Origin of the sequence: Variovorax sp. WS11, from assembly GCF_010499245.1 — a bacterium.
In the GTDB taxonomy this organism is placed as follows: domain Bacteria; phylum Pseudomonadota; class Gammaproteobacteria; order Burkholderiales; family Burkholderiaceae_C; genus Variovorax.
The window spans coordinates 989,935-1,016,228 of record NZ_JAAGOW010000005.1 but is presented as its reverse complement, the minus strand read 5'-3'; the positions used below and the strand labels follow the sequence as shown (position 1 = coordinate 1,016,228).

Annotated in this window: 26 protein-coding genes and 1 pseudogene; 8 read left to right on the top strand and 19 right to left on the bottom strand. The window is 62.8% G+C overall.

What is annotated here, in order from left to right; translation table 11 throughout:
* Positions 1-142 precede the first annotated feature (142 nt).
* Positions 143-541, bottom strand: a pseudogene (locus tag GXN78_RS39400) (cupin domain-containing protein); the annotation flags it as partial.
* 380 nt (positions 542-921) lie between these two features.
* Between GXN78_RS39400 and GXN78_RS39395 the strand changes: the two are divergent.
* Entirely contained in the window at positions 922-1,665 is a 744-nt protein-coding gene (locus GXN78_RS39395) for an IclR family transcriptional regulator (protein ID WP_106558000.1), read from the top strand.
* Positions 1,666-1,708: 43 nt separating this feature from the next.
* Here the strand turns inward: GXN78_RS39395 and GXN78_RS39390 are convergent, their stop codons facing one another.
* Genes GXN78_RS39390 through GXN78_RS39370 form a run of 5 tightly spaced genes read right to left on the bottom strand, consistent with a single transcriptional unit; the run spans position 1,709 to position 6,310 of the window.
* Entirely contained in the window at positions 1,709-2,680 is a 972-nt protein-coding gene (locus GXN78_RS39390) for a PDR/VanB family oxidoreductase (RefSeq protein ID WP_106557999.1), read from the bottom strand.
* 8 nt (positions 2,681-2,688) lie between these two features.
* Positions 2,689-3,537 (bottom strand): SDR family oxidoreductase, encoded by an 849-nt coding sequence (locus GXN78_RS39385; RefSeq protein ID WP_106557998.1) that lies wholly within the window; start codon positions 3,535-3,537, stop codon positions 2,689-2,691.
* The gene (locus tag GXN78_RS39380) at positions 3,534-4,421 is read right to left on the bottom strand and encodes a VOC family protein (protein WP_164256358.1); all 888 of its coding nucleotides are present in this window, start codon (positions 4,419-4,421) and stop codon (positions 3,534-3,536) included. The genes GXN78_RS39385 and GXN78_RS39380 overlap by 4 nt, the downstream gene beginning before the upstream one ends.
* Positions 4,422-4,428: 7 nt before the next feature.
* Positions 4,429-4,959, bottom strand: coding sequence for an aromatic-ring-hydroxylating dioxygenase subunit beta (locus GXN78_RS39375; protein ID WP_164256356.1), 531 nt, complete (start codon positions 4,957-4,959; stop codon positions 4,429-4,431).
* Positions 4,952-6,310, bottom strand: coding sequence for a Rieske 2Fe-2S domain-containing protein (locus GXN78_RS39370; protein WP_239143089.1), 1,359 nt, complete (start codon positions 6,308-6,310; stop codon positions 4,952-4,954). Before GXN78_RS39370 ends, GXN78_RS39375 begins: the two co-directional genes overlap by 8 nt.
* Positions 6,311-6,478: 168 nt before the next feature.
* Between GXN78_RS39370 and GXN78_RS39365 the strand changes: the two genes are divergently transcribed.
* The 3 genes from GXN78_RS39365 (at position 6,479) to GXN78_RS39355 (ending at position 9,048) form a co-directional block, all read left to right on the top strand.
* Entirely contained in the window at positions 6,479-7,435 is a 957-nt protein-coding gene (locus GXN78_RS39365; protein ID WP_164256354.1) for a tripartite tricarboxylate transporter substrate-binding protein, read from the top strand.
* Positions 7,436-7,498: 63 nt separating this feature from the next.
* Positions 7,499-8,338, top strand: a complete 840-nt coding sequence (locus GXN78_RS39360; RefSeq protein ID WP_343231044.1) for a fumarylacetoacetate hydrolase family protein — start codon at positions 7,499-7,501, stop codon at positions 8,336-8,338.
* Positions 8,338-9,048 (top strand): class II aldolase/adducin family protein, encoded by a 711-nt coding sequence (locus tag GXN78_RS39355; protein WP_106557992.1) that lies wholly within the window; start codon positions 8,338-8,340, stop codon positions 9,046-9,048. The genes GXN78_RS39360 and GXN78_RS39355 overlap by 1 nt, the downstream gene beginning before the upstream one ends.
* A 426-nt stretch (positions 9,049-9,474) precedes the next feature.
* On the opposite strand, the gene GXN78_RS39350 is transcribed toward GXN78_RS39355, so the two are convergent.
* The 3 genes from GXN78_RS39350 to GXN78_RS39340 are packed head-to-tail and all read right to left on the bottom strand — an operon-like array spanning position 9,475 to position 12,022.
* On the bottom strand, positions 9,475-10,014 hold the full coding sequence (locus GXN78_RS39350; protein WP_106557991.1) for a MaoC/PaaZ C-terminal domain-containing protein: 540 nt from the start codon (positions 10,012-10,014) through the stop codon (positions 9,475-9,477).
* Between the two features lie 18 nt (positions 10,015-10,032).
* Entirely contained in the window at positions 10,033-11,028 is a 996-nt protein-coding gene (locus tag GXN78_RS39345) for a tripartite tricarboxylate transporter substrate-binding protein (protein WP_106557990.1), read from the bottom strand.
* A 13-nt stretch (positions 11,029-11,041) separates the two neighbouring features.
* Positions 11,042-12,022, bottom strand: coding sequence for a tripartite tricarboxylate transporter substrate binding protein (locus GXN78_RS39340; protein WP_164256352.1), 981 nt, complete (start codon positions 12,020-12,022; stop codon positions 11,042-11,044).
* Between GXN78_RS39340 and GXN78_RS39335 the strand changes: the two genes are divergently transcribed.
* Positions 12,021-13,322, top strand: a complete 1,302-nt coding sequence (locus GXN78_RS39335; protein ID WP_239143088.1) for an oxaloacetate decarboxylase — start codon at positions 12,021-12,023, stop codon at positions 13,320-13,322. The genes GXN78_RS39340 and GXN78_RS39335 overlap by 2 nt on opposite strands.
* A gap of 58 nt (positions 13,323-13,380) precedes the next feature.
* Complete coding sequence (locus GXN78_RS39330) at positions 13,381-14,274, top strand: LysR family transcriptional regulator (protein WP_106557988.1); 894 nt, start codon at positions 13,381-13,383, stop codon at positions 14,272-14,274.
* 400 nt (positions 14,275-14,674) lie between these two features.
* Here the strand turns inward: GXN78_RS39330 and GXN78_RS39325 are convergent, their stop codons facing one another.
* The 4 genes from GXN78_RS39325 to GXN78_RS39310 all read right to left on the bottom strand — a co-directional run bounded on the left by GXN78_RS39325 (position 14,675) and on the right by GXN78_RS39310 (position 18,451).
* A complete protein-coding gene (locus GXN78_RS39325; protein ID WP_239143156.1) occupies positions 14,675-15,418 on the bottom strand; it encodes an SDR family oxidoreductase in 744 nt (247 codons plus the stop codon).
* Between the two features lie 91 nt (positions 15,419-15,509).
* On the bottom strand, positions 15,510-16,715 hold the full coding sequence (gene pcaF / locus GXN78_RS39320) for a 3-oxoadipyl-CoA thiolase (RefSeq protein WP_106557986.1): 1,206 nt from the start codon (positions 16,713-16,715) through the stop codon (positions 15,510-15,512).
* A 203-nt stretch (positions 16,716-16,918) separates the two neighbouring features.
* Positions 16,919-17,224: a YciI family protein gene (locus GXN78_RS39315; RefSeq protein ID WP_106557985.1), complete on the bottom strand. Its 306-nt coding sequence runs from the start codon at positions 17,222-17,224 to the stop codon at positions 16,919-16,921.
* A 120-nt stretch (positions 17,225-17,344) separates the two neighbouring features.
* Complete coding sequence (locus tag GXN78_RS39310; RefSeq protein WP_146163085.1) at positions 17,345-18,451, bottom strand: Ldh family oxidoreductase; 1,107 nt, start codon at positions 18,449-18,451, stop codon at positions 17,345-17,347.
* A gap of 442 nt (positions 18,452-18,893) precedes the next feature.
* Here GXN78_RS39310 and GXN78_RS39305 point away from each other — a divergent pair, with 442 nt between their 5' ends.
* Entirely contained in the window at positions 18,894-19,871 is a 978-nt protein-coding gene (locus tag GXN78_RS39305; protein WP_164256350.1) for a tripartite tricarboxylate transporter substrate binding protein, read from the top strand.
* Positions 19,872-20,018: 147 nt separating this feature from the next.
* Here the strand turns inward: GXN78_RS39305 and GXN78_RS39300 are convergent, their stop codons facing one another.
* Both GXN78_RS39300 and GXN78_RS39295 read right to left on the bottom strand, forming a co-directional pair.
* Complete coding sequence (locus GXN78_RS39300) at positions 20,019-21,224, bottom strand: acetyl-CoA hydrolase/transferase C-terminal domain-containing protein (RefSeq protein WP_164256348.1); 1,206 nt, start codon at positions 21,222-21,224, stop codon at positions 20,019-20,021.
* A 199-nt stretch (positions 21,225-21,423) separates the two neighbouring features.
* Positions 21,424-21,960, bottom strand: a complete 537-nt coding sequence (locus GXN78_RS39295; RefSeq protein ID WP_164256346.1) for a nuclear transport factor 2 family protein — start codon at positions 21,958-21,960, stop codon at positions 21,424-21,426.
* Between the two features lie 669 nt (positions 21,961-22,629).
* On the opposite strand from GXN78_RS39295, the gene GXN78_RS39290 reads away from it, so the two are divergent.
* Entirely contained in the window at positions 22,630-23,343 is a 714-nt protein-coding gene (locus tag GXN78_RS39290) for a hypothetical protein (protein WP_239143087.1), read from the top strand.
* Positions 23,344-23,414: 71 nt separating this feature from the next.
* On the opposite strand, the gene GXN78_RS39285 is transcribed toward GXN78_RS39290, so the two are convergent.
* The 4 genes from GXN78_RS39285 to GXN78_RS39270 all read right to left on the bottom strand — a co-directional run bounded on the left by GXN78_RS39285 (position 23,415) and on the right by GXN78_RS39270 (position 26,186).
* A complete protein-coding gene (locus tag GXN78_RS39285; RefSeq protein WP_106557979.1) occupies positions 23,415-23,702 on the bottom strand; it encodes an MAPEG family protein in 288 nt (95 codons plus the stop codon).
* Positions 23,703-24,019: 317 nt separating this feature from the next.
* Positions 24,020-24,496 carry a MaoC family dehydratase gene (locus GXN78_RS39280; RefSeq protein WP_106557978.1) on the bottom strand — a complete coding sequence of 159 codons (477 nt, stop codon included), beginning with the start codon at positions 24,494-24,496 and terminating at the stop codon, positions 24,020-24,022.
* Positions 24,497-24,546: 50 nt separating this feature from the next.
* A complete protein-coding gene (locus GXN78_RS39275) occupies positions 24,547-25,422 on the bottom strand; it encodes a CoA ester lyase (protein WP_106557977.1) in 876 nt (291 codons plus the stop codon).
* A gap of 23 nt (positions 25,423-25,445) precedes the next feature.
* Complete coding sequence (locus tag GXN78_RS39270) at positions 25,446-26,186, bottom strand: SDR family oxidoreductase (RefSeq protein WP_164256344.1); 741 nt, start codon at positions 26,184-26,186, stop codon at positions 25,446-25,448.
* Positions 26,187-26,294 lie beyond the last annotated feature (108 nt).

Sequence of the window (26,294 nt, the reverse complement as noted above, 5' to 3'; positions counted from 1 at the left end):
CGAGCGAGGTCTGGCTGGACCAGCTCTGTCGGCTGCGGCTTCCGTTCTGGCTTCACCCAGCGATGGACGTTGCTTGTACTAGCTGCTGCAAGTTGGCACGGCCCGCCTGCTCGCCACGGACGGCATCTTCGCTCCAGCGTCCGGGCGGCGGCACTTCGCAAACGGCCGGAACTTCGACGGACCCGAAATCTGCCGGCCCGACGACTTCCAAATACTCCATGTCGGGCGAATAATCGAAGAGGAAATGCCGGATGCCGGGCAGCTGATGTACGCAGTCCCCAGCTTCGACCAGGGTCACTTGGTCTTCGTACATGAATTTGGCCCAACCTTTCAGCATGAGCACGATGTGAAACTCGGCCTCATGAACATGCCAGACAGTGCCCCGCTCCGGAGCCTTGCCTGCGCGCACGAGCTGCGCTATCACCTTGCCACCGGTCGCTGCAGCGATCCCCAGATCCTTGTACTGGAAAAATTCACGGAGGCCGAAGCTTCGCCATTCGGTGTCACCAGGCTTCACATGGGAAAAGTGCGTAGTGCTCATTGGGCTCAATTCGGTAGTAGCTGGTAGATTCAACAGACGAAATCCTGGGGCAGGTCGAGCGTCAGTACCTGAGCACGGCCTCAATCGCCCCGCTCTCGGCAGTCGCTTGGTGCGGTACACATCGTCAATCGCTCAATGTCAAAAGCATTCTATGAACGGGCCTTCGCTGCGACCAGATGCCGCAGCGCCAAGGACTCTTGCCGAGCGCGCAAAGGAGGTCGCGATCTGGCGCGGCCCGCATTCGGCAGCCGATCCACGAGCACTGCATCCATCACCAGCAGCCGCGGCTGCGCCGCTGAACCTCGCTTCCGCGCGTCAGGTTTGCATCCTGAGACAATCGCGTCGTCAAATGATTCGTAAGCCCCTGACTCCGAAAACTGATGTCCACCAAATCCGTCCGCTCCGTTGATCGCGCTGTCGACATTGTTCTCGCCTTTATCGATTCACCAGTGATGGGGATAGGCGAACTGCAGCAGCGGCTTGAGCTCCCGCGTCCGACCCTCTACCGGATGCTCGCGGCTCTGGAACAAAAAGGCCTGTTGAGCTGGTTTGGCGATCCGCGCCGCTACCGGCTCGGCCACAAGGTTCTTGAACTGTCCCGCTCGTGGCAACGTTCCTTCGATCTGGTGGAGATCAGTCAGCCCGTCCTGGAGCGTCTTTGGCAAGCATGTGACGAGACGGTCATGCTCTTCGTGCCCAACCCGCCGCACGGACGGATGTTGGTCCACGAAATCCGGAGTTCAAAGCCACTGAACTACAGTCGGCCTATCGGCTATGTAGCTCCCTTGACAATCGGAGCGGCGGGCAAGGTCATGCTCGCCTTTGCCTCCGACGACGAGGTGCGCCGAGCGTGCGAGGGACTGACCGACAATGAGCGCCGCAAGCTGCAGACTGACATTCAGCGCGTCCGCAAGGACCGCTATTTCGCGGCGAGCGGCGAAGTCCTTGCTGGTGCGATGTCCGTTGCCGCTCCGCTTTTCGGGCACGACGCGGAGGTCCTGGGGGCCGTTGCAGTGGTAGGCCCCGAGATGCGAATGAACGGAGCGGTCCGGGAGCGGCTGCTGCCTCAACTGATCCAGGCCACCCAGGAAATCTCGCGCGCAGCCGGTTACGCTGGCGCGTGAAAGCCGAGCAGCCACCGGGCAGGCTGCAGCGCTGGCGAAGCTGCTACAGGTCCAGGACCAGCGTCGGGGATAGCGAGCGGGATACGCAGGCGACGATGCAGCGTCCCCCCTGCTGCTCATCAGGCAGGAGGAAACTGTCGCGATGATCTGGCGTTCCCTCGATCACGTTCACCAGGCAGGTGCCGCAGGCGCCCTGCCGGCAAGAGGTTTCCACCGGCACCCCGGCCGTTTCGAGTACTTCGACAATTGGCACGCCTGCAGGCACCAGGAGCTCCTGGCCTGAGCGGGCAAGCCGCACGGTGAATGCGCCATTCGCAGCCTGTTCTCCTGTCGCAGCACCGAAATACTCCCTGTGGACAGTGTCTGCCCGCCATGCGCCTGCTGCCACGCGCTCCACGACCCCCATGAAAGGCGCTGGGCCACACACGTACAGGTGTGCGTTCGCCGTAGGCTGTTCGCCAAACAGCCCGGTCGCTGCCGCCTCCAGCTGATCGGCCGGGACACCGACATGGAACCGCACACTCTCTGCGAGGGGAGCTCGCTGCAACACCGAAGCAAAAGCAGCATGCTCCATTGAGCGGACGAAGTATTCCAGCCGGAACCTGGTCCCCATAGCGTGGAGATGCAATGCCATGCTGAGCATCGGCGTGATGCCGATTCCGCCCGCGACAAGAACATGGAAACCTGCTTCGTCTGACAGCGGGAAGTTGTTCCTCGGTCTTCCGATGCTCAAGGTGTCTCCAGCGCGCACCACGCGATGCAGCCATTCGGAGCCGCCTCGTGAATTGGATTCGCGCTTCACTCCGATGCGATAGAGGCTTGTCTCATCAGGCCCGTGGCACACGCTGTACTGTCGCAGCGTCGGCGTGCCGTCCGCCGGACATGAGCCGATGGCAACGTCGATGTGCGAGCCCGGGTGTGCCGGCGGAAGCGGCTCGCCCTGCGCCGACACGAGTTCGAGCGAGATGATTTCCGGGGTTTCCCGGCACACGGAAGCGACTCTGACCGTCTGCATACGCCCTCCTAGAGCATGGCCCGGCCGCCACTCACACCGATGTGCTGGCCGGTAACAAAGGACGCCTCGGAAGATGCAAGAAACGCGACGGCAGCTGCGATTTCACTGGGATGGGCCGACCGCGGAATCCCGTAGGCGCGGGAGGCGGCAATGCGCGCTAGTTCATTCGCTACGTCGGGCGGATTCCAAACCGGGTTCAGTGCGCCGGAACCAGGGCCCTGGTCCGAAGGAACGACGGCAATCGCGCTTGGGGATACGCAGTTGACGGTGATCCCATGCTCACCGACCTCTCCGGCGATCGTGGCGGTCAAGCCGATCATCGACCCTTTGCCAACGCCGCCCAGAAGCGTGTGGAAGGGCGTGCCCGTACGCCAGGCTTCACCGCCGATGTTGACGATGCGGCCATAGTGTTGGGCGGTCATAGTCGGCAGCACTGCACGCGAGCACCTCAGTGTCGTCCACATATTTCCATTGACGGCCAGCTGCAGCAATTCCTCGGTGAAATCGACCAATCGCATGCGAATGAGTGCCGCAGCATTGTTGACGAGCGCATCCACTCGGCCGAACTTGTCGAGGGCGCGCTGAACCATGTCTTCGGCTACCCCCGGTTGACTCAGATCACCGCCAAAAGCCTCTACGTGGCGGCCAGTCTCTTCGGAAAGTTTCCGGGCGCTGTACGCTGCGCCATCCTTGTTGATGTCAGCAAGCAGGACATCCGCCCCCTCCTGGGCAAGCCGTCGTGCGATCGCGACACCAACACCTTTGGCGGCGCCCGTGACGATGGCGGCGCGGCCGCGGAACCTCTGACACTCGACCTGGACCTCGCCAGGAATCGGATTGGCTTGGTTATCTGTCACAGCACACCCACCTTTCCGAACTCAGGCGCAGGCACCGAACCCCATGAATCGCTCCACTCCGGCCGGCGCGGCAACAGGCGCGGCTCCCTTGCTGCCTCCTCCGGGAAGGTCTCCATGCCGAAGCTGTATTCGAGCGTCATCCCGTCCGGGTCCAGGAAGTAGAGAAAGATGCTCGTGGAGATCGGATGGCGACCCGGCCCGTAGACGATCGGGATACGGCCCTTCTTTAGGCGCGTATGCAGGCGGCCGACGTCGTCGATGTCGCTCACCATGAAGTTCAGGTGATGAAAGTGGGGAGTCTTCTCGGCACGGGCCACGCCGATCCCGTGGTGAAACGGATTGGGGAAGCTTCGCATGAACGTGATCGAGTTCTCGACGGCATCGGACCGCGCGAAGTTCAGCACCCTCTCGAAGTAAGCGACGGTCTCCTCGTACTTCGGTGTTGCGAAGACCACGTGACCCAGTTGCATGATCTTTGCGCTCGTGGGCGAGAACACATGGCGCTCGCGCGGCGCGGCAAACGTGAAGAACTCCAGCGTCGTGCCGTTGTGCGGATCGCGCGCCCTCAGGCCGCGCTCAATGCGCAGCAAGGCGCATTCCTCCTGTGAAACCGGCGCATAAGTGGTGTCCGAAGACCGGAGCGCCCGTTCCAGCGGCTCGAACTGCGCTGAATCCTGCAGCTCCCAGGCCGCCGCGCTCAGGCCGGGGGTCTTCCCGGGCACCAGCCGGACGGAAACGAAATCGTCGCTGCAGCGATACGAGGCAATGCTGCCGTCGCCGGTTGTGACGGGCTCCAGGCCGACGATCTGCTCGTAGAACTCCCGCGAACGCGCGAGGTCCGTGACATAGAGATCGACCCGACTCAATCTGTTGAAGCGAATCATGGTCAAGTCAAAGGATGAAGCTGATGCGACCGTGGGGTCGCAGGGACTCCAGGTCGAGAACGACCTTGCGCTCCTGAACGCGCAGGCCTTCGGCAAGCCGGACGAACGTGTGCGCATAGCGCCCGACATATACGTCGCTGTTGTCGAACTGGAATCGCCAAACGGCGAAGTTCGAACTCGCCGTGAATCCATCATCTGTGATGGAACCCACCCGCACGTTGGTCACCAGCCGACGGGTTCGCGAGCGAGGTGATTCCGCCCACGCGGTCTTCCCCATCAGCTGCCGCACACGTGAGTCCAAGCGCTGCCGGTCATCATCGATCAGGTAGAGCGCCTCGCCCGGGACCGCATCCGGCAAGTCCAGTGGCGGAATGCGATAGTGCGCATCGGGCGCCATCAAGGCGAGCCACTCGTCCAGGCGCCATTCGTCGAGAAGAGCCGCCTCTTGGTACAGGAAAGATTCGGCTTGTCTGGTGAGGGCCTGCATGTCGTCGGCCGGCGCGGTTTCGGCCCCTGACCGGGTGGATATTTCAAGCACGGTCGACTCCTTCGACACATTCGGGACCATGTGAACAATCGTCGGCAACGGGATCGAGGCGAGCATCGCCATAGGTGGTGGGCGCAGGCGCTTCGTCCAGCAGCGTCTGCCAGCGCCGCCAGAAGGCGCGCATCTGCAGTTCGTCCGCCGCGACAGGGTCGCGGTGCATGCCGCGGGAGATGTCCGACCACAGGCTGTCAGCGCCCTCGAAAAAGCCCCGTTGGCAGCTCTCCAGTCCGGAAACATCGTCGGGCGTACCGAATCCCGCCGGCCCCAGAAAGGAGATGAAGTTGTCCATCCGGAGCTTCTTCAGGTGCGCACTCTCGCTGCGGGGAAGAAGCGCCCACGCGTCGACCTCCATGTAGCCGGGTGCCACCGGGTAGATCGTTCGGATCGTTCGCCAAGTCGAGATGAACAGCAGGTTGGGAAAGATGAGAAGGTTCCGTCCGTAGTCTGCGATGCGCGCTGCGCGCTCCTCACCGAACTTCTCCACCAGGCGCTGGCGCACTTCGGCCAGTTCGTTGGCTGCCGTTTTCAACAGCGGACCGGAACGGACCAGCGTTTCAGCGACCGCGTGACCGTTGTCGAGCGCTATTGCCCGGCCTGGCGCTTGGTCGCTCACATTCAGCCACGTGCGTGCGGGCAAGCCCATGTCCGGCAGGAATCGGCTGAAATAGCGGTTGTGGGTGCTGTGGGCGTGGTAGACATCAATGCTGTTTTCCACCAGCAGCTTCCAGTTAGAGCGGATGGAATAGCGCTGCTGTCCGGGGGCGATGTCCACCTCGTCGCCGCCGAAATCCAGCATCAGGTCGATGTACTCCTTGGCGTTGCCGAGATACGCCTCCAACGAACAGGCGCCGGCATCGAAGTTGATGAATACCAGGCCGCGGTAGATCTCCATCCGAGGAACCGGCTTGAGTCCTTTGCCGACCGGATCCGCCCCGCCGGCGTAGCCGGCGGAATCAGGTAAGGCGACCAACTGCCCCTGCAGATCGAAGGTCCAGCCGTGATAGAAGCAGCTGAAGTTGCGCGCGGTGCCTGACTTCTCGCGGCACAGGGTCATGCCTCGATGGGGACATGCGTTGAAGAAGCCCCTCAGTACGCCCGCACGGTCGCGCACGAACATGAGCGGCTTGCCTCCAACCTTGCGGGCCAGGTAGTCCCCCGGCTTGGCGAGTTCCGACTCGTGCATGGCATAGAGCCAGCAGCGATCGAAGATCTCCGAACGCTCGCGCTGCAACACCTCTTCGTCCACGAAGGCCCCCCGGTGCACCCGGAAGGAGCCTGCTTCAGCGTCGTCATTGACCATCTGACGCGGCATGCCGCGTCTGGTCATCGGGGCTTCTATCATTCAAGTATCTCCTGGTGGACAATATGTCCATATCGTAAGATCAAAAAGCTGGTTCCGTCAACCCCCTGCCTTACGTAGATTCGCCTCTCACAAATCGCTTGCGCGCGGCCGATCAATGTCTTACCATGCGATCACATAGTCCGACAGACGATACTTGAAGGAGACCTCGTGCGTACTGAAGCCCGCCTTGCCATCCTGGCCTTGGCCATCACCGCGCTCACGCCCGCTCTGGCCGACGAGTACCCCGCGAAGATCGTGAATTTGATCGTCCCGGCTGCACCTGGCGGCGCCGTTGACGCCAATGCGCGCGTGGTGGGTGATGCTCTTCAGAAGCTGTGGGGACAGCCTGTAGTAGTGCAGTACAAGCCGGGCGCCAATACGCTGATAGGTACCACCTTCGTCGCCAAGGCTCCTGCGGACGGGTACACCTTGCTGATGACGTCAGCGGCTTTCACGGTGCTCCCAAACCTTGTTGCACGCATGCCGTACGAAGAGTCCGAATTGATCCCGATCACGCTCGTATCCCAAACGCCCGCGGCGGTCTTTGTGTCGCCATCGCTCCCGGTGAAGAACGTGGCTGAACTGGTCCGCTACGGCCAAGAGCACCCTGGCAGCCTGTCGTTCGGCGCTCCTGATGCAACGGGAGCCTTCGTGGGATACCTGTTCAATCAACTCGCGGGCACCAACATGCCCTACGTGGCCTACAAAGGCTTCGGTCCCATGGCCACGGACCTCATGGGCGGGCACCTTCCCGTGGGCATCAGCGGCGCAAGCACCATTCGTCCGCTTGCACTGACGGGCAAGGTGAAGGTGCTCGGAACCGCGTCGGCACGCCCCTTCGCGGCACTCCCGGATGCTCCCGCCCTCGCCAAAGACAAGTTCCGCTCGTTCGAGGCGAGCGTGTGGTTCGGGCTCTTCGCACCCCGTGGCACGCCACCGGCGATCGTCGCGAAGATTCATGCGGATCTCACCAAGGTGCTCTCGGACCCGGCCGTGCGGCGCCGGTTGACCGATACCGGCGCGGAGATCGGCGACATCAGCCAAGCCGATTTCGCGGGCCTGGTCCGCTCCGAGTTCACCAAATGGAAGGCCATCGCTGCGACGGCTGGCGTGAAGCCTGAATAACCCAACTTCAAGGATTGAAAGATGAAGATTGCAAGATTCCGTACCCACGATGGAAAAGTCCGCGTGGGCAAGGTCGTGGACGGTTCTGTCTACGAGCTGACCGAACATTGCGCGAGCACTGACTGCCTCGGCAAACTGATCTCCGCCAACGCCACTCTGTTCGAGCAACTCGCTGCCGTCCCGCTGAAAGAGCTGACGGCGCATCCCCTCAGTTCCGTCCAGCTGCTCGCACCCGTCACGTCGCCCTCCAAGTTCCTGGCGATCGGCCTCAACTACCAGGCCCATGCCGACGAGTCCCTCCGCATTGGTGTCGCGCCGGCCCAATCGCAAATCTGGTTCAACAAGCAGGTGTCGTGCATCGTCGGCCCAGGCGACGCGATCGACCATCCCGCCGTCATCGAGCAACTTGACTACGAAGCCGAACTCGGACTGATGATCGGCAGACGCGGCCGCAACATCCGTCCGGAAGACGCGCTCGACCACGTCGCCGGATACATGATCGTCAACGATGTCTCCGCGCGCGACTGGCAGAAGCGCAGTCCGACCTGGACGCTGGGCAAGTCGTTCGACACGCACGGCCCTATCGGCCCCTGGCTGGTGACGCCCGACGAGATCGGCGACCCGCACAGCCTCGCCATCTCCCTGAAGGTGAATGGGGAGTTGCGCCAGCAAGCGAATACGAGCCAGATGATCCACGATATCCGTGCCCAGTTGAGCTACCTGAGCGAGGTGATGACCCTCGAGCCCGGCGACATCATCGCGACCGGCACACCGGCCGGCGTCGGCGTGGCGATGACGCCGCCGCAGTTCCTGAAAGAGGGCGACGTTGTCACCATCGACATCGAGCGCGTCGGCCAGCTCTCCAACCCCGTGCGATCAAACTCGCGCAAGGGTCGCGGCTGATGGCCGCCGCAATCGGCCTGGAGCGCGCCGCCGCTGAAGTTACCGTCCGCAAGGCCGCCAGGGCACTGGCCCGTGCCGGGCTGGTGGGGGCCTATGGTCACTGCTCGGCGCGGCTAAGCGACAGCGAGTTGCTGGTCTGCGCCTCCAAGGCAATGGGCACCATCCTGCCCACGGACGAAGGGACTGTCGCTCCCATCGTCGGCGCACTGCCCGGCGGCGTGCTCGGCGAGGTGCGCGTCCACCAATTCATCTACCGGATGCGCCCGGACGTGGGCGCCATCTGCCGCGTCTTCCCGCCCAATGTGCTCACCATGTCGGTTCTCGGCCAGGCGCCGGAATGCAGGCATGGGTTGAGCGCCTTCTTCTATCCGAGACCTGTCTATTGGGACGACGCCCGCCTGATGCGCACCGATGAGCTGGCCGGCGGCGTGGCAGCCGCGCTGGGACAGGCCGCCGGCATCATCATGCGCGGCAACGGTGCAGTGGTCGCCGCCAGCAACATGCAGCAAGCGATCGCGCTGTGCGTCTACCTCGAGGACATGTGCAGGATCGAGCTGGCGATACGCGCCTCGGGAGGCAAGGACCAGGCCCCCCTGCTCAAACCCGACGAGGCGCAGAAGCGCGCGGACTGGAACGGGCGCGTGGAGCAGCGCATGTGGGACCACATGACGTTTGGCGATCTGGAATGCAACTCGAAAGTTGCACCATAGATACTCAGAAAGTGCGACGCGCCTTCCCCACGTGAAGCTTGGCGACACGGCTTGGCGCGGCGACGACCTGCGTGATTTCATCCAGTACAAAGACGTGCGGCGAAGGCGCCAAAGCAAGGGAAAGGCTGGCACCTGCATGAAGCGCGGTTCCACATGGTCCTGATGCGCGAGGGGTGGGGAAAATTCACGTATGAAGCCGGTGACGCTGGTTGCTGTCGGTGACTCCATCCACCGAGAAGTTCGGCCAATGCCTCAAGTTGGACACCTGCGTTCGCAAACAGGTCCGCTCGTACGGCGAGCGCGTCCTTTTCGTTATATTCGGGTCAGCAATGTATGGGTCTCTCCAATCGCAGTGATCCGACTTCGCGCCTGGTCTCAGGTGCCGTGGTTGCACGGCTGCACAAAGGCATCGGAAATGGCCTGGACTTACTGGTCAAGGCCGAGCATGTCGTTGAGCACCTCGTTCTCTGGCTCCAGATCCGGCACCTGCGATTCGACCGTGCGGCATGCCAGCAGCAGTCCGGACAGACCCTCCTGGGCAATGGTCCCGTCCTGTTTCCGCAAGCGAAGATGCCTGTCCACGACGCCGGCCGCCACACGGGTTCTCCGCTTCGAGAGGATGGTCATCTCGAGCGATAGAACGTCACCGACAAACACGGGAGCCCGGAACGTCCATTCGCGCACATCCGTCATCGCGATGGCAGCCTTTTGGAACTGCTGGAGTTTCGAAAATGCGCCGATCGCCAACGCAATGCCGAACGGGCCGTGTGCGATGCGATGCTTATATGGCGTGTCGCGCGCATAAGCCTCGTCGATGTGGATCGGATGGTGGTCCCCGGAGAGGCGCGCGAAGTCCAGCAAGTCCGTCTCGGTGACGGCTCGGCCTGGCACCGCGAGTCTTGCGCCGACTTCGACGTCTTCGAAATACACGTCGGGTGGGGACTCCTTCTCCGCTTGTTCATTCATGGTGACTCCTCTCGTGCGTCACTGTGGCGTCAAACCGATCTTCTTTACAAGCGCGGCGAACTTGAGGACGTCTTGCCGGATCGTCGCCTGGGCGTCCTCGGGGCTGGAAAGCATCACCACGCTGCCCTGCCGTGTGAGTTCGTCCTTGGTGGCTGAATTTGAGAATGCCTGGGCCGTCGCGTCATTCAGCTTCTTCACCGTCGCGGGCGCCATGCCCTTGGGCGCGAGCAGCGTCACCCAGGCTTCGCAGACAAGATTGGGAAGGCCCTGTTCCACGAACGTCGGAATGTCAGGTGCAGCCGCGCTTCGCTTGGTCGAGCACACGCCGATGGCGCGAAGCGTGCCGCTCTTGAAGTGCGGCTGGAAGACAGACAATCCTTGCGTTCCAAACTCGATTTGCCCGCCGATCAAGGCGACTGTCATGGGATTGGGTCCCTGAAAGGGAATGTGCCGGGCCTTGACGCCTGCTTCATCCAGGAACATCTCGGTTGCCAGATGGGCCACGGAGCCAGAGCCGGACGATCCGAAATTCAGTGCATCCGGCTTGCTCTTGAGAAGCGCAATCAGTTCCTTGGCATTGCTGGCCGGAACCTTCGAATTCACGGCCAGCACCAGTGGGATGGTCACCAGCATGCTGATGGGCGTGAAATCCCTGGTCACATCCAGCGGAAATCCCTTCATCACGCTGGGCAAGACCACGAGGCTGTTGGTGATCACCGCAAGCGTCATGTCTTGCGGCGCCGCGCGTGCCACTGCTTGCAACCCTATCACGCCGGCGGCTCCCGGCATGTTTTCCACGATGACGGGAACTCCAAGGGCGGCGCCCAGTCCTGGCTGGAGAGCCCGGGCCGTCGCATCCGTGCCCGAACCAGCGCTCGTCGGCACAATCAGCCGCACACGACCTTCCTGTTGCCCGAATGCGGCTGGCGAGGCGCCAGCAACCGCCAGCAAAGCGAGGGCGCGCCGGCGCGTCAGTGCAGCGTGCGAGTATGCGATCGCAGGGCGAGTATTCATCAATGCGTCTCCTTCATTCTTTTGACCTCGGTGAAATCGCTGTCCCCTTGAGGTCCCTCAGCACCTTTCCCCAGTGGTCGAGGTCCGTTCGGATCCGCGCGTTCAGTTGCGCGGTGTTCATGTCGAAGGGTTCTTGCGAGTTCAGCGCCAGCGCGTCACCGACATACTTCGACTGCGCCGCCTGCTGGAAGAGCAACCGCAGCTTGTCGACGACCGGCGATGGCGTGCGCGCCGGAACGAACATGGCTGACCATGCGGTAAATTCGTACTGTGAGATGCCTTGCTCACGCAGAGTTGGAACGTCGGGCAAGGCAGTCAGTCGCTTCGGGCCCGTCGTGCCGAGCGGACGCATACGGCCTGCCTGGTAGTGCGGGAGTGCGGTCGACACATCGGTCACGAGCAGATCGATCTCCCCTCCGCTGAGGGCCGCCGCGGCCTGCGCCATCGCCTTGTACGGAACCGACAGCAGTTGCACCTTGGCCAGATGCTCCAGCATCTCCATGGCCAGCCGCGTGGAGGTGGTCCCGCTGCCATAGGACAGCTTACCCGGATTCGCGCGCGCAGCCTCGACCACCTCCTTGACGGAACGAAACTTCGTCGATGGTCCCCCATTCATCACAAGCGCGACGCTCGCGACCCCGCTCAGCGGAATGAAATCGGCGACGGGATCGTAGGGCAGCTTCTGCAGCATGTGCACGTTCAGCACGTGCGTCGAGCTGTTGCCAAACAGGATCGTGTAGCCGTCCGGCGCCGCGCTCTTCGCCGCTTCCACCCCGATAACGGCTTCGGCGCCGGGCTTGTTCTCGACGATGGTCGGTTGGCCCGACTCTTCGCTGATCGCTCGGGCATACGCACGTGCGATCACATCGTTGCCGCTCCCTGCGCCGAACGGCACCAGGATTCGCAGCTGCTTCGACTTGTCGGGAAACCCCTGCGCGGACGCCGCCGTGCAGATGGTGAGCAAGGTCAGAAGCAAGAGGCGGGAAATGGTCATGGAGATTGTCTCGAATTGCCGATGCAGCTTAGGCACTGCGGCGGCGTCGATCAATGACTCCGGACGCGAAGCACTTTGGCGACTCACGCCGAGTTTTGCCGGGGTAAACCCCGACCGAGGAATGCCAAGCGTCATCGCCTCGCGCTCGCATGACCTTCAGCGGTTCTCCGCCTCCCTTGATCGACGTGGGTTCGCCGATCGACTCGCGACCGCGATATCCGGACATCGCGATCGGCATGCAGAAGGCCAATTGCACACGCGTCGACGCAGTGCGGTGCGTCTCGGCGTCTGTCCTGTCAGCGCGCAGCGCAAGCCTGAAGGCGGTCCAGCGATCTTTGCGCCCCAGGCAATGAACCTTGCCGTGTCGGGGCGTAGCCTCGTTCTGGCGGCCTTCCTAGAATCTGTTGCGATGGAAAGAGCAACGACCAAACTGCGCCGGCTGCTGAAGCGCGACCATGCCTTGGTTGCCGCGGGTGCATTTGGCCCCATGCCAGCCAAGCTTGCCGAGCAGGCCGGCTTCGAGGCCGTCTACATGCCGGGGGGCGGTACGGCGCTCAGCCGCCTTGGCGTGGCCGACCTGGGTCTCATCACCATGACAGAGATGGTGGAGAACGCGGCGGCCATCGCGCAGTGCGTCTCCGTGCCGGTGATCGCCGACGCCGACACCGGATTCGGTAACCAGCTGAACGTGCAGCGCACGGTTAGAGAGTATGAACGCGCAGGCGTCGCGGCCATCCACCTCGAAGACCAGGAGTTTCCCAAGCGTTGCGGAAGCCTACCGGGCAAAACGCTGGTGCCGTTGGCGGAGGCGGCGCAGAAGATCCGCGCGGCTGTCGCTGCGCGTTCTGACCCGGACTTCATGATCATCGCCCGTTGCGATGCTTTGCTGGTCGCGGGAATGGACGAAGTGATCCGTCGCGGCGAGGCCTACTTGGAAGCCGGCGCGGACATGCTGTTCATCGAATCAGCCCGCACAGTCGACGAGATCGCGGACATCCCGCAGCGCCTGCCTGGCGCGCACCTGTTCAACCTTCCGACAAGCGGGAAAACGCCCTACCTTTCGGCAGATGAGGTCACCCGTCTCGGGTACAAGCTCATGATCCTGCCGAACTTTACGGCATTGGCGGCGATCAAGGCGATGACGGAAGTGCTCGCTGAAATCCGGCGCACAGGCAGCGTCGCCGGCATCCTTGATCGATGCGCGACATTCCAGGAATTCACCGAGCTCGGCGGGCTACCGCACCTGCAGGAGACCGAGAAGCGATTCGCTTCTCCGACGCCGCAGCCCGCGAAGACATAGGGACCTCCACGACTCACTTGCTGATGCTCCTTGCCTACAATCTGGGCAAGGAGACGCAATGGATGAGTTCACCTGTATTAGAACCTTCATCAAGGTAGTAGAGGCGGGAAGCTTCTCGAGCGCAGCGGGCGAAACCTCAGTCAGCGCCGTGGCCCGCCAGGTGAAATCGCTTGAGGAAGAGCTTGGTGTTCGGCTCTTGAATCGCAACACGCGCGGCCTCTCACCCACCGATGCGGGTCGCCGGTTCTATGAACGCGTCACAGGCATCTCGAATGATCTAGAAAACGCCGTGTCGGAGGCAAGGTCGCTCCAGGAGGAGGTAAAGGGCCTCCTGCGTGTGTCGTTGCGTGTTGCTATGGGCACGACCGTGGTGGTTCCCGAACTGCCGAAGCTGCTCGCCCAGTATCCTGAACTCTGCCTCGAGATCCAGTTGACCGACGAAAGGCAGGATCTCATCGCGAACAACATCGACGTGGCGGTATGGCTGGGCCACCTGCCTGACTCCCATATCGTTGCGCGACGCCTGAGTCGGAGCCAGCGAATAGTCTGCGGCACACAGGCCTATTTTGAACGGCATGGCGTTCCGCATATCCCGCAGGATCTGCCCCAGCACAACTGCCTGCTCTATACCGCCGCCACCTTCGGCACGCGGTGGTCATTCACCAAGGAAGGCGAATACGTAGAGGTCGAGGCACGGGGCAGCATCCGAACGGACAACGGCCTCATCCTGCTCTCGTCAGCGCTTGCGGACATCGGGATCATCGTGGTTCACGAGTGGATGGTGCGGCAGCACTTGGCGGAACGTCGGCTCGTGAAGGTCCTGACCGATTACAAGGTCAACCCGCGGCCCGGTGACGCGGATCTCTATGCGGTCTGGCCTTCTAGCCGTGGAATGTCGCGCAAGGTGCGGGCGTTCGTCGATTTTCTGCTCGAGGCGTTCGCCAGACTTTGATGCGTCAACTAGCTCATGCGTAGCCGCTGCAACGAGATCGTGCCTGAACTAAACAGCAAGATCCACAAATGCAAGCTGACGACTTGCCGACATCTTGAGCTCCGCCGCGGCCATGCGCCGGACGGCCAACGCCCCGACTTCATCTTGATCCCGCGATCGTCTGCCGGCGACGGCCGGATGACAGACGGGCTCGGGCCGCCCGAGCTGCAACAGAGCAGCCGCAAGGTGCCGGCGCCACTGCGCGCGCGCGAGCAGCCGCGTCGAACGGCGCGGCGCGCGTGCACGCACAGGGCGGCGCTGCTCGGACCCAGAGTGACGATCATCGAAAAGGTGGCCAGCGCGCTCCACGCGCAGCGCACCTTCCCGCGCCACTACCTGGCCGCGAAAGGAGTGAAACCTGTCACTCGAGCGAGGGATCGACACCCTGCGGGGGTGCATTGCCCTCCGCCATCGGACCAGGAACACCACCATAGATGTGCCACGAGTTGGCCACCGCCCAGCCGGCATCGATCATGAGGTCCACGCCAGTGATTGCCGACGCACGGTCCGACAGGAGGAACTCGATGCCCTCCGCGATCTCGACCGGCTGAATGCGCCGGCCCAGCGCCATCTGCGCATCGATGTCCGTGGCGTAACGGCCAGGCGCTCTCGCCTTCACACGATCGACGAGAACGGCGCCCGGCGAGACAGAGTTCACACGGACCCCGCTCTTGCCGTATTGCGCCGCGAAGTTCCTGGTCATGTTCGCGACCGCCGCCTTGGTTGGCCCGTACGCATGCTGGGGCGAAGCGGCATGCGCCACGATCGACGCGACATTGACGATGCTTCCGCCCCCCGAACGCGCCATGCGCGAGGCAAACACACGGTTGGCGTTGAAGCTGCCTTCGATGTTGACCTTGATGATGCGCCTCCAAAGATCCATCGGGAATTCGTCCGGCGCGTACTTGTCCTGAAAAGCGGCCGCTGCCACCACCATGCCGGTAGGCCGCCCGTGTTCACGTTCGATTTTCTCGGCGAGCTGTTCCACTGCCTCCAGGTCGCTGATGTCCAGGGAATAGGCGACGCCCCCGACCTCCTTGGCGACCGCTTCCGCGGCCTTCAGGTCCAGGTCGATCACAGCCACCTGCCATCCGCGCTGTGCCATGACCTTGCAGCAGGCCGCGCCGATGCCATTGCCACCGCCGATAACGACACCCCATCGCGAATTCGTGTTCATAGGTCCATTTCCTTCAGAGTTAAACGCGCTCGAGGATCAGGGCGATGCCCTGTCCCACGCCGACGCACATGGTGCACAGGGCGTAACGTCCGCCCGTGCGATGAAGTTGATTGACAGCCGTCGTCGCGAGCCGTGCGCCGGAGGCTCCCAGAGGATGGCCAAGGGCGATCGCTCCGCCGTTCGGGTTGACACGAGGGTCGTCGTCCTTCAATCCCAGCATTCGGAGCACCGCCAGACCCTGGGCCGCGAAAGCCTCGTTGAGCTCAATGAGGTCAATCTGCTCCAGAGTCAGCCCCGCGAGCGCCAACACCTTTTGCGTGGCGGGCGCAGGTCCAATTCCCATCACGCGAGGTGGCACGCCGGCCGTCGCCATTGCTACGACGCGGGCCCGCGGCGTAAGGCCATGGCGTGCGGCCGTATCCTCATCCGCAATGAGCACGGCACATGCACCGTCGTTGACGCCGCTTGCATTGCCGGCTGTGACCGTCCCGTCCGGCTTGACGACGCCCTTCAACTTCGCCAGTGCCTCGAGCGACGTCTCACGCGGATGCTCGTCGCGGTTCACGACAATGGGATCGCCCTTCTTCTGCGGTACGGCGATCGGCACGATCTCGGCGTCGAAGAATCCGCTCTTCTGCGCCGCCAGGGCCTTGACCTGCGAGGCCAGTGCCATGCGGTCCTGCGCTTCGCGCTCGATCCGGTAATCCACAGCCACGTTCTCGGCCGTCTCCGGCATGGATTCGACGCCGTACTGCTCCTTCATCCGCTTGTTTACGAAGCGCCAGCCGATGGTCGTGTCGTGGATCACGTTGCCGCGTGAGAACGCAGATTCAGCCTTCGGCATAACGAAAGGGGCGCGGCTCATGCTCTCGACACCACCGGCGATCAGGAGCGAAGCCTCACCGGACTTGATGGCGCGCGCAGCCGTGCCGACGGCATCCAAACTCGAGCCGCACAACCTGTTGATGGTGGCACCCGGCACGTCGCTTGGCAGTCCGGCCAGAAGTGAAGCCATGCGCGCGACATTACGGTTGTCTTCCCCTGCCTGGTTGGTGCAACCAAAGATCACATCGGTCACAGCCGCCCAATCTACACGCGGATTGCGCGCCATCAGAGCCTTGATGGGATGGGCGGCCAGATCATCCGCGCGGATGGACGAGAGAGCACCGCCGTAACGGCCGAAGGGGGTACGCTGGGCGTCGCAAATGAAAGCGTTTCGATTCATCGCCCGGTCGCTCCACCGGCGACGAAGGGCACCGCGATCGTCAAGTGGCGGGACGGCAAGGCTCCTTGCGCGAACACGGTGGTCATGGGTGTGAGCGAAAGGCTACCGGCCGCAGCCAGCACTCGGTGTCTGTTGGAGGGCATACTGTCTTTGGATAGTTCTGATCGCAGCGCAGGGGATCGGATGGCGGATCTCCGGAGCGCTCATTGCGCTGGTGGAAAACCCGCCTTCTGTGGCCAGAGATTCACGAACCCCTGGATCTGCACGGACGAATACAGGCCACCGCGTGTGAACGGCTCGTCACGAAGCCACTCTGTGGCCGCCTCCCTGCTCGGAAAATCGATCGCGAGCAGACTGCCGACCCGCGTCTCGCCATCGTCCCCTACCAGCCCGCCGGCAAAGGCGATCCGGTCGGCGACCTTGGCGACGTAGGTGCGATGCTCGGGCCTCAGCTGCCGGCGCAGTTCCAGCGAGTTGGCCTTGTCCAACAGAACGAATGTGTAGATCACTGCGGTGCCTTTCGAAGAGGAAGATTGACACTCAAGACGGCATGTGCGAGTGCCTTTGCATTCACTATACGCGTGCGTATGTAAATAGTCAAACGAGGATAATCCCTCATCACGCCCGACTCAAGCCCCGGTACCAAGCTTGACGGCTTCGTACACCTCGTCGGCCACCTCGATCCAGCCGCGCGCACGCCCCGCCTCGACGCTCGCTTGGCTGCCGGCTCCAGGTGTTCGCACCGAATCGCCGTCAGGCATGGGGCGAGACGATTCGATGCTGGCACGCAAGGTTTGCATCTGATTCTTGAAGTCCGGCGTGGGCATCAACAATCGTGGATCCAGCGCCATGAAGAAGTAGCCCCATTTGCCCGCTTCTCCAATAACCGGATCGCTGCCGGCCAGGATGCCTAGAGCCTGCACGATGATCGCAAGGCTGGATCCGCGGGCCCCTCCCCAGGGCAGGAAGGCGCCTGCGATGGCGGCGACCGGGTCGACGGTCGGTCGGCCGTCGGCGTCGACGGCACGGCCTTCTGGCAGCGGACGCCCGGTCTGCTGATGAAAGAGAACATCGCCCCAGGCGATCGCGGCGGTGGAGAAGTCGACCACCAGCGGCTGTCCCTCAGCGGGAAAGGCAAACGCTATCGGGTTGGTGCCGAGCACCCGATCAATTCCGCCGTATGGCGCCACGCGAGCCGCCGAGTTTGCGGCATGCATCGCGATCATGTCGGCCCGCGCGGCGCGCTCCACGTAGTAGCGAAGCATCCCCGAGAACCAACTGTTGTTGACCCCGACGATGCCCACGCCGCTCTTTTTGGCCAGCTCGATAGCCTTGTCCATCCCAAGAAGCGAAGTGACATAGCCGTTCACATTTGCCCCGTCGATGAGCGCCGACTTGTCGGTTTCATGCAGCGTCCGGATGGTTCCTCCAGGGCCGCGGCGGCGCAAGTTTTCCGCAATGGGCAGAAGCCGCGACAAACCGGCAAATGAGTGGCCCGCGAGGGAGGCGTACACCAAGTGGTCCGCGACTGTGCCCGCGTGATCCTCGGGCATCTCATGCCGGACCAGGAAAGCGACGGCCAGAGCCTTGGCATCTTCGAGAGTGAGTTTCATGTTGTGTAGGTAGTCAGGTGCAAGAATTCTTTTGCTCGACTGCGGACACCAGTCCACGCCACGTCCCGCGTCCTCGAGCTCATGTGCTACCGCATGGGGCAGTCCAAGCTCGAAGGTGATCAAGGTGAGCGAGACGAGACAGTAGTAGCCCAGGCCTTGCCGCGCTTACCGCGCTTGCCGGCGATGCTTTTCACTGTCACGAATTCTAGGAAGGCTCCCCTCGCGCAAACAGACGACCGGTCGGCAAACACCATTGCGTGTCACGCAAAGGTAGAGTTCCATTTCGCTGCGTACCGGGCCGCGAGCCATTGCCAGCGCGCAAGCGCCTCTTGCCTGACGCGCTCTGAAGGGCGGGTTCAGCCGAGCGTTCCGCCGCATGGATCTTCCGGCGCGGCATGAACTTGGACGCGAGGGCCCGAGCGGCACGCAATTCCATCCTGCGTTTCATCTTTCCTCCCGATGCAAAACTCCTTCCTGTGTGGCCATGACGCGATCAGCGATGCGCTTCCTAGAATCAGGTTTGAACTGGGGTGAAGAGAGCCTCGGGCAAACACAGGAGACAAAGATGACCAGCAACCGTAGACGCCTGATGCTCAAGATGGCGGCCGCAGTTCCATTGGTGACCGCAGGCGCCGCCACCCGCGCGCAGCAGTACCCTTCGAAGCCTATCAAGATCATCGTGCCGGCATCAGCGGGCACCGGGATCGATGCCGTTACGCGATTCTTCACGGAACCCCTCGCGAAACGGCTTGGACAAAGCGTGGTCGCAGAGAACAAGCCGGGCGCCGGAGGATTGCTGGGATACACGCAGGCGGCGAGGGCCACTGCCGACGGATACACGCTCATCCTCACCGGCATTCCCCTCTACCTGCTGCCGCTGTTTTCGGAAGTCTCGCCGCCGCCATTCGATGCGCAGAAGGATTTCGCTCCCATCGCACGGGTCGCCCGCGTTCCGCAGGCGGTCGTCGTGGCGGCCGACTCGCCTTACAAGACGCTCGGGGAACTGCTCGAGGCGATGAAGCGCAACCCCGGCGAGATCACCTATTCGTCGCAGGGGCCTGGCAGTTCGGCGCATCTGTGCGCGGTCGTTTTCAATGACCTGAGCCGCACGCAAGCACGCCACATCGCCTACAAGGAGTCGACGATGGCCCTCACGGACGTGGTCGGTGGGCGTATCACCTTCACGTGCCAAAGTTCCGCTGGCATGCTCCCCCTTATCCAGGCTGGCAAGGTGCGCGCCCTGGGCGTGACGAATGCGCGTCGCTGGGAGTCGCTCCCCAATGTACCGACGATCGCAGAAGCCGGTGTGCCGGGCTTCGAGGTTTCCTCGCAGTTGGACTTCATGGCCCCTGCGGGGACTCCGGAACCGGTGCTGCAGCTGCTCTCCGATGCCATCAGCGAAATCGCACAGACGCCTCAATACAAGGCATTCTGCGCGAAGCAGGTCATCGAACCAGAGATCATGGGTGCCAAGGCCCTTCCCGTGGAGGTGGCGCGAGAAGCCGTCCGGTGGAAGAAGATCGTTCAGGTGGCGCGCAGCTGAAGGCCCGCAAGTAGACGTCCTCGCAACCGCCTCATTCCGCTTCACGGCGGATACCTGGTGGTCCAGGATTCCAAAGCGCTGGAGGACGATCCTTGCTTTCGCGGGAGGTGAGCGTTCCGCTGGCTGCCTAGGGCACTCCGGGAGTCGTCAAAGCCGCTTGCGCATCTCTTCCCACGATTTGGAGAGTCCACTTCGGTGTTCAGGATGGGCGATGGCCATCAGAGCCTCGGCGCGACGATCGACTGAGAGGCCACGCAGCTCTGCGACTCCGAATTCGGTGACTACCGCGTCCGTCAGGTGGCGGGGTACGGTGCAGAGGGAGTTCGCACTCAGACATGGAACGATACGCGAAAGCTTGCCGGACTTTGCAGCGGCGGGCAGGCAGATCAGCAGCCTGCCTTCAGGCGCGAGTTGGCTTGCTTGCGCGTACGCGGGCAGTCCGCCTGCTCCCGCTTGGATCGACCCGTCGCTGCGCTCGGAGTTGACCTGGCCTAAAAGGTCCACCTCCACGGCGCCGTTGATCGCAACGAATCGAGGAATGTTGGACATCACGTGCAGCCCGTGCGTTTGCCGAACATCGTCAAGAAAGATCCGGCCCAGCGCTTCCGCATACCGGTAGAAGTGGTCATCTCCGAGCAGGACGCCTGTCACGATCCGCGCATCGCGATCCAGCGAACCGCTCTCCCAGAGCGTTTCCAACAGGGCAGACACCATGCCGGAATGAATGCGCAAGCGCCGGTGCGAATGCAGGGCCCGAGCCACCTGCGGCGGCACAGAGCCAATGCCGAATTGGAGGGTATCCCCGTCGCGAATCAGGTCTGCTGCATGGCGGCCGATCGCCTCGCTCACGCTGTTCGATGGCGGCGCTGGCACGGCAAGCAGTGGCGCCGACGCCTCGACGAAGGCGTCGAACTCCGAGACATGCACGCGAAAGCTGCTTTCGAAGCGTGGCAGGTGCGGATTCAGATGCCCTACGCGCCGCTTTGCACGCGGCCAGACGAGCGGCGTGAAATCGGCGCACAAGCCTGGACTGCACCAGCCGCCGGCGTCGGGCGGCGTGAACTGTCCCACGGCAGCGTCGAACGCCGGCACTTCGAGGAGGTAGCGCACGAGCCCCGTGTAGTCCAACGGAAGCACCGCGGCCCGCTGATCTGCGCCGCGAGCACGGATGCCCGGCGTCATGAAGAAGCCTTCGCTCTTCGATTTGGGGTGGATGGCCAGATAGTCACTGCGATCGACGCCCGGCAGTTGGACGCTGGTGAATTCGACGCCCGCCGATTGCGAAGGATGCGCCAGCAGTTGCTCGCGAAGCAAGGCGGATTCGCCAGTCAGGCCCGCCACGAATACCCGCATGCCTGGAGCCAAGCCGGCGATCAAAGATGCGGTTCGCATGGATGCGGTGCGGGCGTCGTTGTCAAGATCATCTACCCAGCGGACACATCGAGCACCTCAGCGAGTGCCACCGGTTCAGGCCCCCTTCTCAGGCATCGATCGCGCGGTGCGCGGAAACTGGCGCAACATGGATTCAGAGACAGAAACCATCCTGCAGCGGTCATGAACCAAGCGCCTGCCAGAGTGCATCAGTCCGATCGCGGCGCGCCTGCGCGTAACCTGGTCTCAGGCGCACCAGCTCGACCGACGCCTTGACCTCCTCCATGACCACCGTGCGCCGGGCTATTCGCCACTCTCCTTCGCGCAGTTCGAAGCGATCCACGTAGCGACACGCAAGCTCCGCCATCAGCCTCTCGCCAGGAGGCAGCGGTTGTTCGCCCAGCCACACTTGGATCGTTTCCCGCGCCTCCTCGCCATAGCGCTGGTAAACCATGCAATACGTCTCCGCGACCGCAATGCCTTCCGACAGGAAATCGATGATGCAATTGCCGAGGAAATGCATGGATTGCTCGATGGTGGCGTGCCGTCGCTCAAGCCACTCGAGAAGTCCAGGCACCCCGCCCTTGTACCCTCCGTGATCGTCATAACCGTCGGAATGGTAGGCGCTGGCCACCAAGGCCCAGTCGCGGCGATCGACGCCGCGGGCATAGCGCTGAAGTGCGTCGCGGATGCGCTCGCGCTCTAGCAATTCGCTCATCTGTTTTTGCATAGCCTTGCCAATGTTGACGTAGCCATCGAGTGGTTGTCGATCTGCACATTCGCGATCGCTCTCATGGATACGTACGCGTATGTTACGTGTCACCGGCGCGATGTCAACGTGAGGCGCAACCGAAGCTGGCGGTGGTTTCCCTGAGGCGCCCCACCAATGCTCAAGAGTTGAGCTGATGCCAATTCCATTGCCTTGCACAACATCCCATCGGACCCGTACAGCGATCTTTTGCGCTGATGGCAATTGTCCTTCCCGTGAACACCGGTGGCTGCGGCAAGAGCCATTTCTTAGAATTTTGGAATCAGACGCCCTGCCCTGGTTTCACCGTGCGACGTGATGCCTGCGACACCGGACAAGGTTCATCCAAATGGAACAAACGCAAACGACAGAAGGAAGCACCATGCACCCGTCGCGCTCCTCCCGGACCGGCGCCTTCGCCTCCGTGCGGACCGAGATCGTCGTCGCCGGTGCCTGTCAGTGCGACCTCGCCAAGTGCGGCGCGTGCAGGCGCAGGGGCGCGCCTTCGGCGCGCGTGTGCGCATGCGCCTTTTGATGCGAACCAGCAACTCGTCGAGTTCATGAGATCGCGAATGCGTTCGCTGGCTCAACTCATCGCTCAGGCTGAAATCAGTGCCACGTGAATGGAAACCAACTCACATGACAAATCGAATGGAAGGCCCGCCCGCCAGAGCGCCCGGGGCGCAGCTATCGACAGCGGTTCTTTGCGTCTGGAACGACATTGACCCCGAGATCGAGGGTGAGTACGAGGGCTGGTACCAATGGGATCACCTGCGGGACCGTGTCGACGTTCCCGGCTTTCGAAGCTGCCGGCGGTACCTGCGTGTCGCTGGAGAAGGCCGACGCTACTTCACGTTCTCCGATCTCGATTCGCCTGAAGTTACCAACGCGCCCACATACTTGGAGCGCCTGCGGAACTTCAGCGACTGGACGCGGCGCATCATGCCGCACTTCCGGCGGGCAATACGCATGCCAGCGAACGTCACCGTGGAACGAGGCGATGGAACGGGTGGCTTTCTCGCCGCGGTTCTGTACGAGCAGGCCGCCGAGGAACGAAGGACAGCGATACGCCGCGCCATCGACGCGGCGCTCGGTGAGATCATGCAAGATGCCTGCGTGACACGCGTGCGGGTATTTGAGGTGAACGTGGCGGCCGCCAATGTGCACAACCCCGAAGCCGCGCTCAGGCCCGATCCTGCGCTCACTGCGGAACTGGCAATCGTCCTCGAGGGTTCCTACGAAGCGACCGTTTCGCGTCATCTCGCTACTCTCACGGCTCTGCCTGAGCTCGCATCGCTGCATCGCATGATGCAGTCTTCAGTCTACCGCCTTCTTTTCTCTTCACAAGGTTGAGCGCAGCAGCACAGCTGCTGAGCAAGCGGCAAGGCGTTGTGCACGGCGCAGGCTATTTCGCCTGAACCGCGTCATTGATAGCGGATGCCAAGGACTAGACGAAGAGCGGCCGAAGCCAGGGCCACATAGGTCAGGATCATCCCCAAGCCGCCCAAGGGCGCGGAGCCGCGTAGCACGCCCATCGCATGCAGTAACCTTCCCAAGGACAGTATCCCGACCATCGCCAAAATCATCCAGGTCGGCGCCGCATGCACCTCCACCAAGCCCATACCAATCAGTGCCAATGGCCCATACTCGACGAAGTTGCCTTGGGCACTGGTGTGTCGGCGCAGTGGTTGGCCCAGCTCTATTGCGGTCACCGACCGCCACTCAGAATCACGGCTTGCCCGCGATGGAGTTGCAAAGTGGGCGTATGCACATCTTGGGCAGCTGCGCGAGTGCTCGCAACGCCGCTCTCATTCCGGGAGCGGCGGATCTCGAGCAGCAGTTCATCAGCAGGCGCCCAATCCGGGTCGCGCCGCCGACGGATCTCCACTAGACAATGTCGCAACAGGCCCATTTGGATTCCTTCAGAAATAGCCTGCCATTTCAGGCGAGGCGGAAGAAGGAGCGGCTCCCAAGTCGGCAACGCCGAGGATCGGCGCCACTGGATCTGCGCTGATCGCAACCAACGCCGTCACGCCGCAGCACCTTCTGTGGGCGGCTTGGGCCGCAGCAGCATCAAGGCATTCCGCAAGGCGACGCATACCTGGTCGTCCCGTTGGTTGAAGGCGATGTGCCGGAACGTGACGATTCCCGAATCCGTACGGCTCTTCGAGAGGCGGGAAGCGGCCACCTCCGTTCGCACCCGGATCGTGTCGCCATGGAACACCGGCTTCGGAAAGCGGACTTCCTCGAAACCGAGATTGCCGATCGTGGTGCCCAGGGTCGTGTCTATCACGCTGACGCCCACGACCAGCGCGAGAAGGAATGTGCTGTTCACGACGCGCTGTCCGTAGATGGTGCTCTTGGCATACTCCGCGTCGATGTGCAGCGCTGCCGGGTTGTACGTCAGCGCGGAGAAGAGGGTGTTATCCATTTCCGTCACTGTCCTGCGGATGGCGTGCTCGACCGCGAACCCTTCGTGGAGATCTTCAAAGTAAAGGCCGGACATTTCGTTTCCTGCGCGTGGCGCGGTTGGTTGGATCAGGGCGCCCAAGCCCCTCAGTTCTCGAAAGATCGGGCGAGGGCGAGGATCGCCCGGGCCGTGTTCGCGTGCGCGATGTCGACATGTTCGCCCTCATAGATCGTGGAGGCTCGGCCAGCGGCTTGCGCTCTTTCCACGGCGTCGATCAGACCTCGGCAGTAGGCCACCTCTTCCGGCGACGGGCTATAGATCCGATTCACGATCGCTACGTTCGACGGGTGGAGCAGCAACTGCCCGCTCATGCCGAGACAGCGGTCCTCGGCCGCGGCTTTCGCGAGTCCCTCGAGATCGTGCACCTGCTGCCAGAGGCCACCGATGGGCTGCTTGCCGGCTGCACGCGCCGCCATGACGACCCTCGACTTGAGGAACAGCGACTCGCGGCCCTCCGCAGTCCATCCAGTGCCGAGCGCACGGGCCACATCCCCGTTCTTCACGGACAGCCCAGTAATCGCAGTCACGCGCGGCCGTTGCGCGATGTCAAAGGCCAACTGCATGGAGCGCGCCGTCTCGAGGATGGGAAGCAGCAAGGTGGACCCGACCCGCACGCCTTTGCGGTATTCGGCTTCCGCAAGCATGGCAGAGACGGTGTCGATGTCCTCCACGCCGTTCGGCTTGGACAGGGCGATGCCTTCGAGATGTGATCCGACAACGGCAAGGATGTCATCGAAGTCGTAGAGATGCGGGCTGCGATTGATCCTCACCCAGGTACGCTGCTTCTGTTCGGCCAGCCAAGCCAGCTTGGAACGAACGATCTCGCGCGCTTCCGGCTTCTGGGCGGGCGGCACACTGTCTTCCAGGTCAAGGATCAGCGCATCGGCCTGGCTGCTCACCGACTTTTCGATCCACCCGGTCTTGTTTCCCGGCACAAAGAGAAAGGAACGAACAAACTTCATGATGGCATTCCACCGCAGAGGGCTCAGGTGGAGAACCCGCCGTCCAGCACCAGGCGCTGTCCGGTGGTGAAGGCAGACCGCTCCGAGGCGAGAAAGACGATCGCATCCGCCGCCTCGTCGGCTTTGCCTATGCGGCGCAAAGGAACGCCGTGGCGCATGGCGTCGGAAGCCTCGGGCGACAGATGTGCCCACACGCGGTCCATCAGGCCGGTGTCGATCGCACCGAGTCCGACGCTGTTCGCCCGGATGCCGTAGCGGCCCTCTTCGCGCGCCACTGCGCGCACCACGGACTCGATACCGCCCTTCGGGCCTGTCGACAGGATGTCCATCGGCGAGTGCCGCGCCATCGCGGCAGAACTGAGCGCAACGATCGAGCCTCCGCCGCCCGCGCGCAGGTGCGGCAGAACCAGCTTCACCGCATTGAAGAATCCCACCAAATCATTGACGATCGTGGAACGCCACTCTTCCACGCTGATGTTGGACAGGTAGTCCATGCGGATGTCCGCGCCCGTCGCGACCACCAGGCTATGGATGCGGCCGAAACGACCAACGACATGCTGGTAGTAGTGCTCCACGGCGGCGGGATCGGTCAGGTCCAGCGGCTGCGAATCGGCACGCTGCCCGATCTGTACGACCATGGCCGCCACTTCAGCAGCCTTCTGCTCATTGCGTCGGTAGGTCAACGCAACGTCACAGCCGCATTGCGCCAGGCGCTGGCACACGACCCTGCCGATGCCACCGCTGCCGCCGATCACGACGGCCACGCCTTCGCTGGGGAATTCAGCAAAGAAGCCCGGCCTTTTGCCCTTGTCGGATTGCTGCTCCTGCATCTTTGGATTCCTTGTTCAGCGGCGTCGGCCGATGCGACGGTG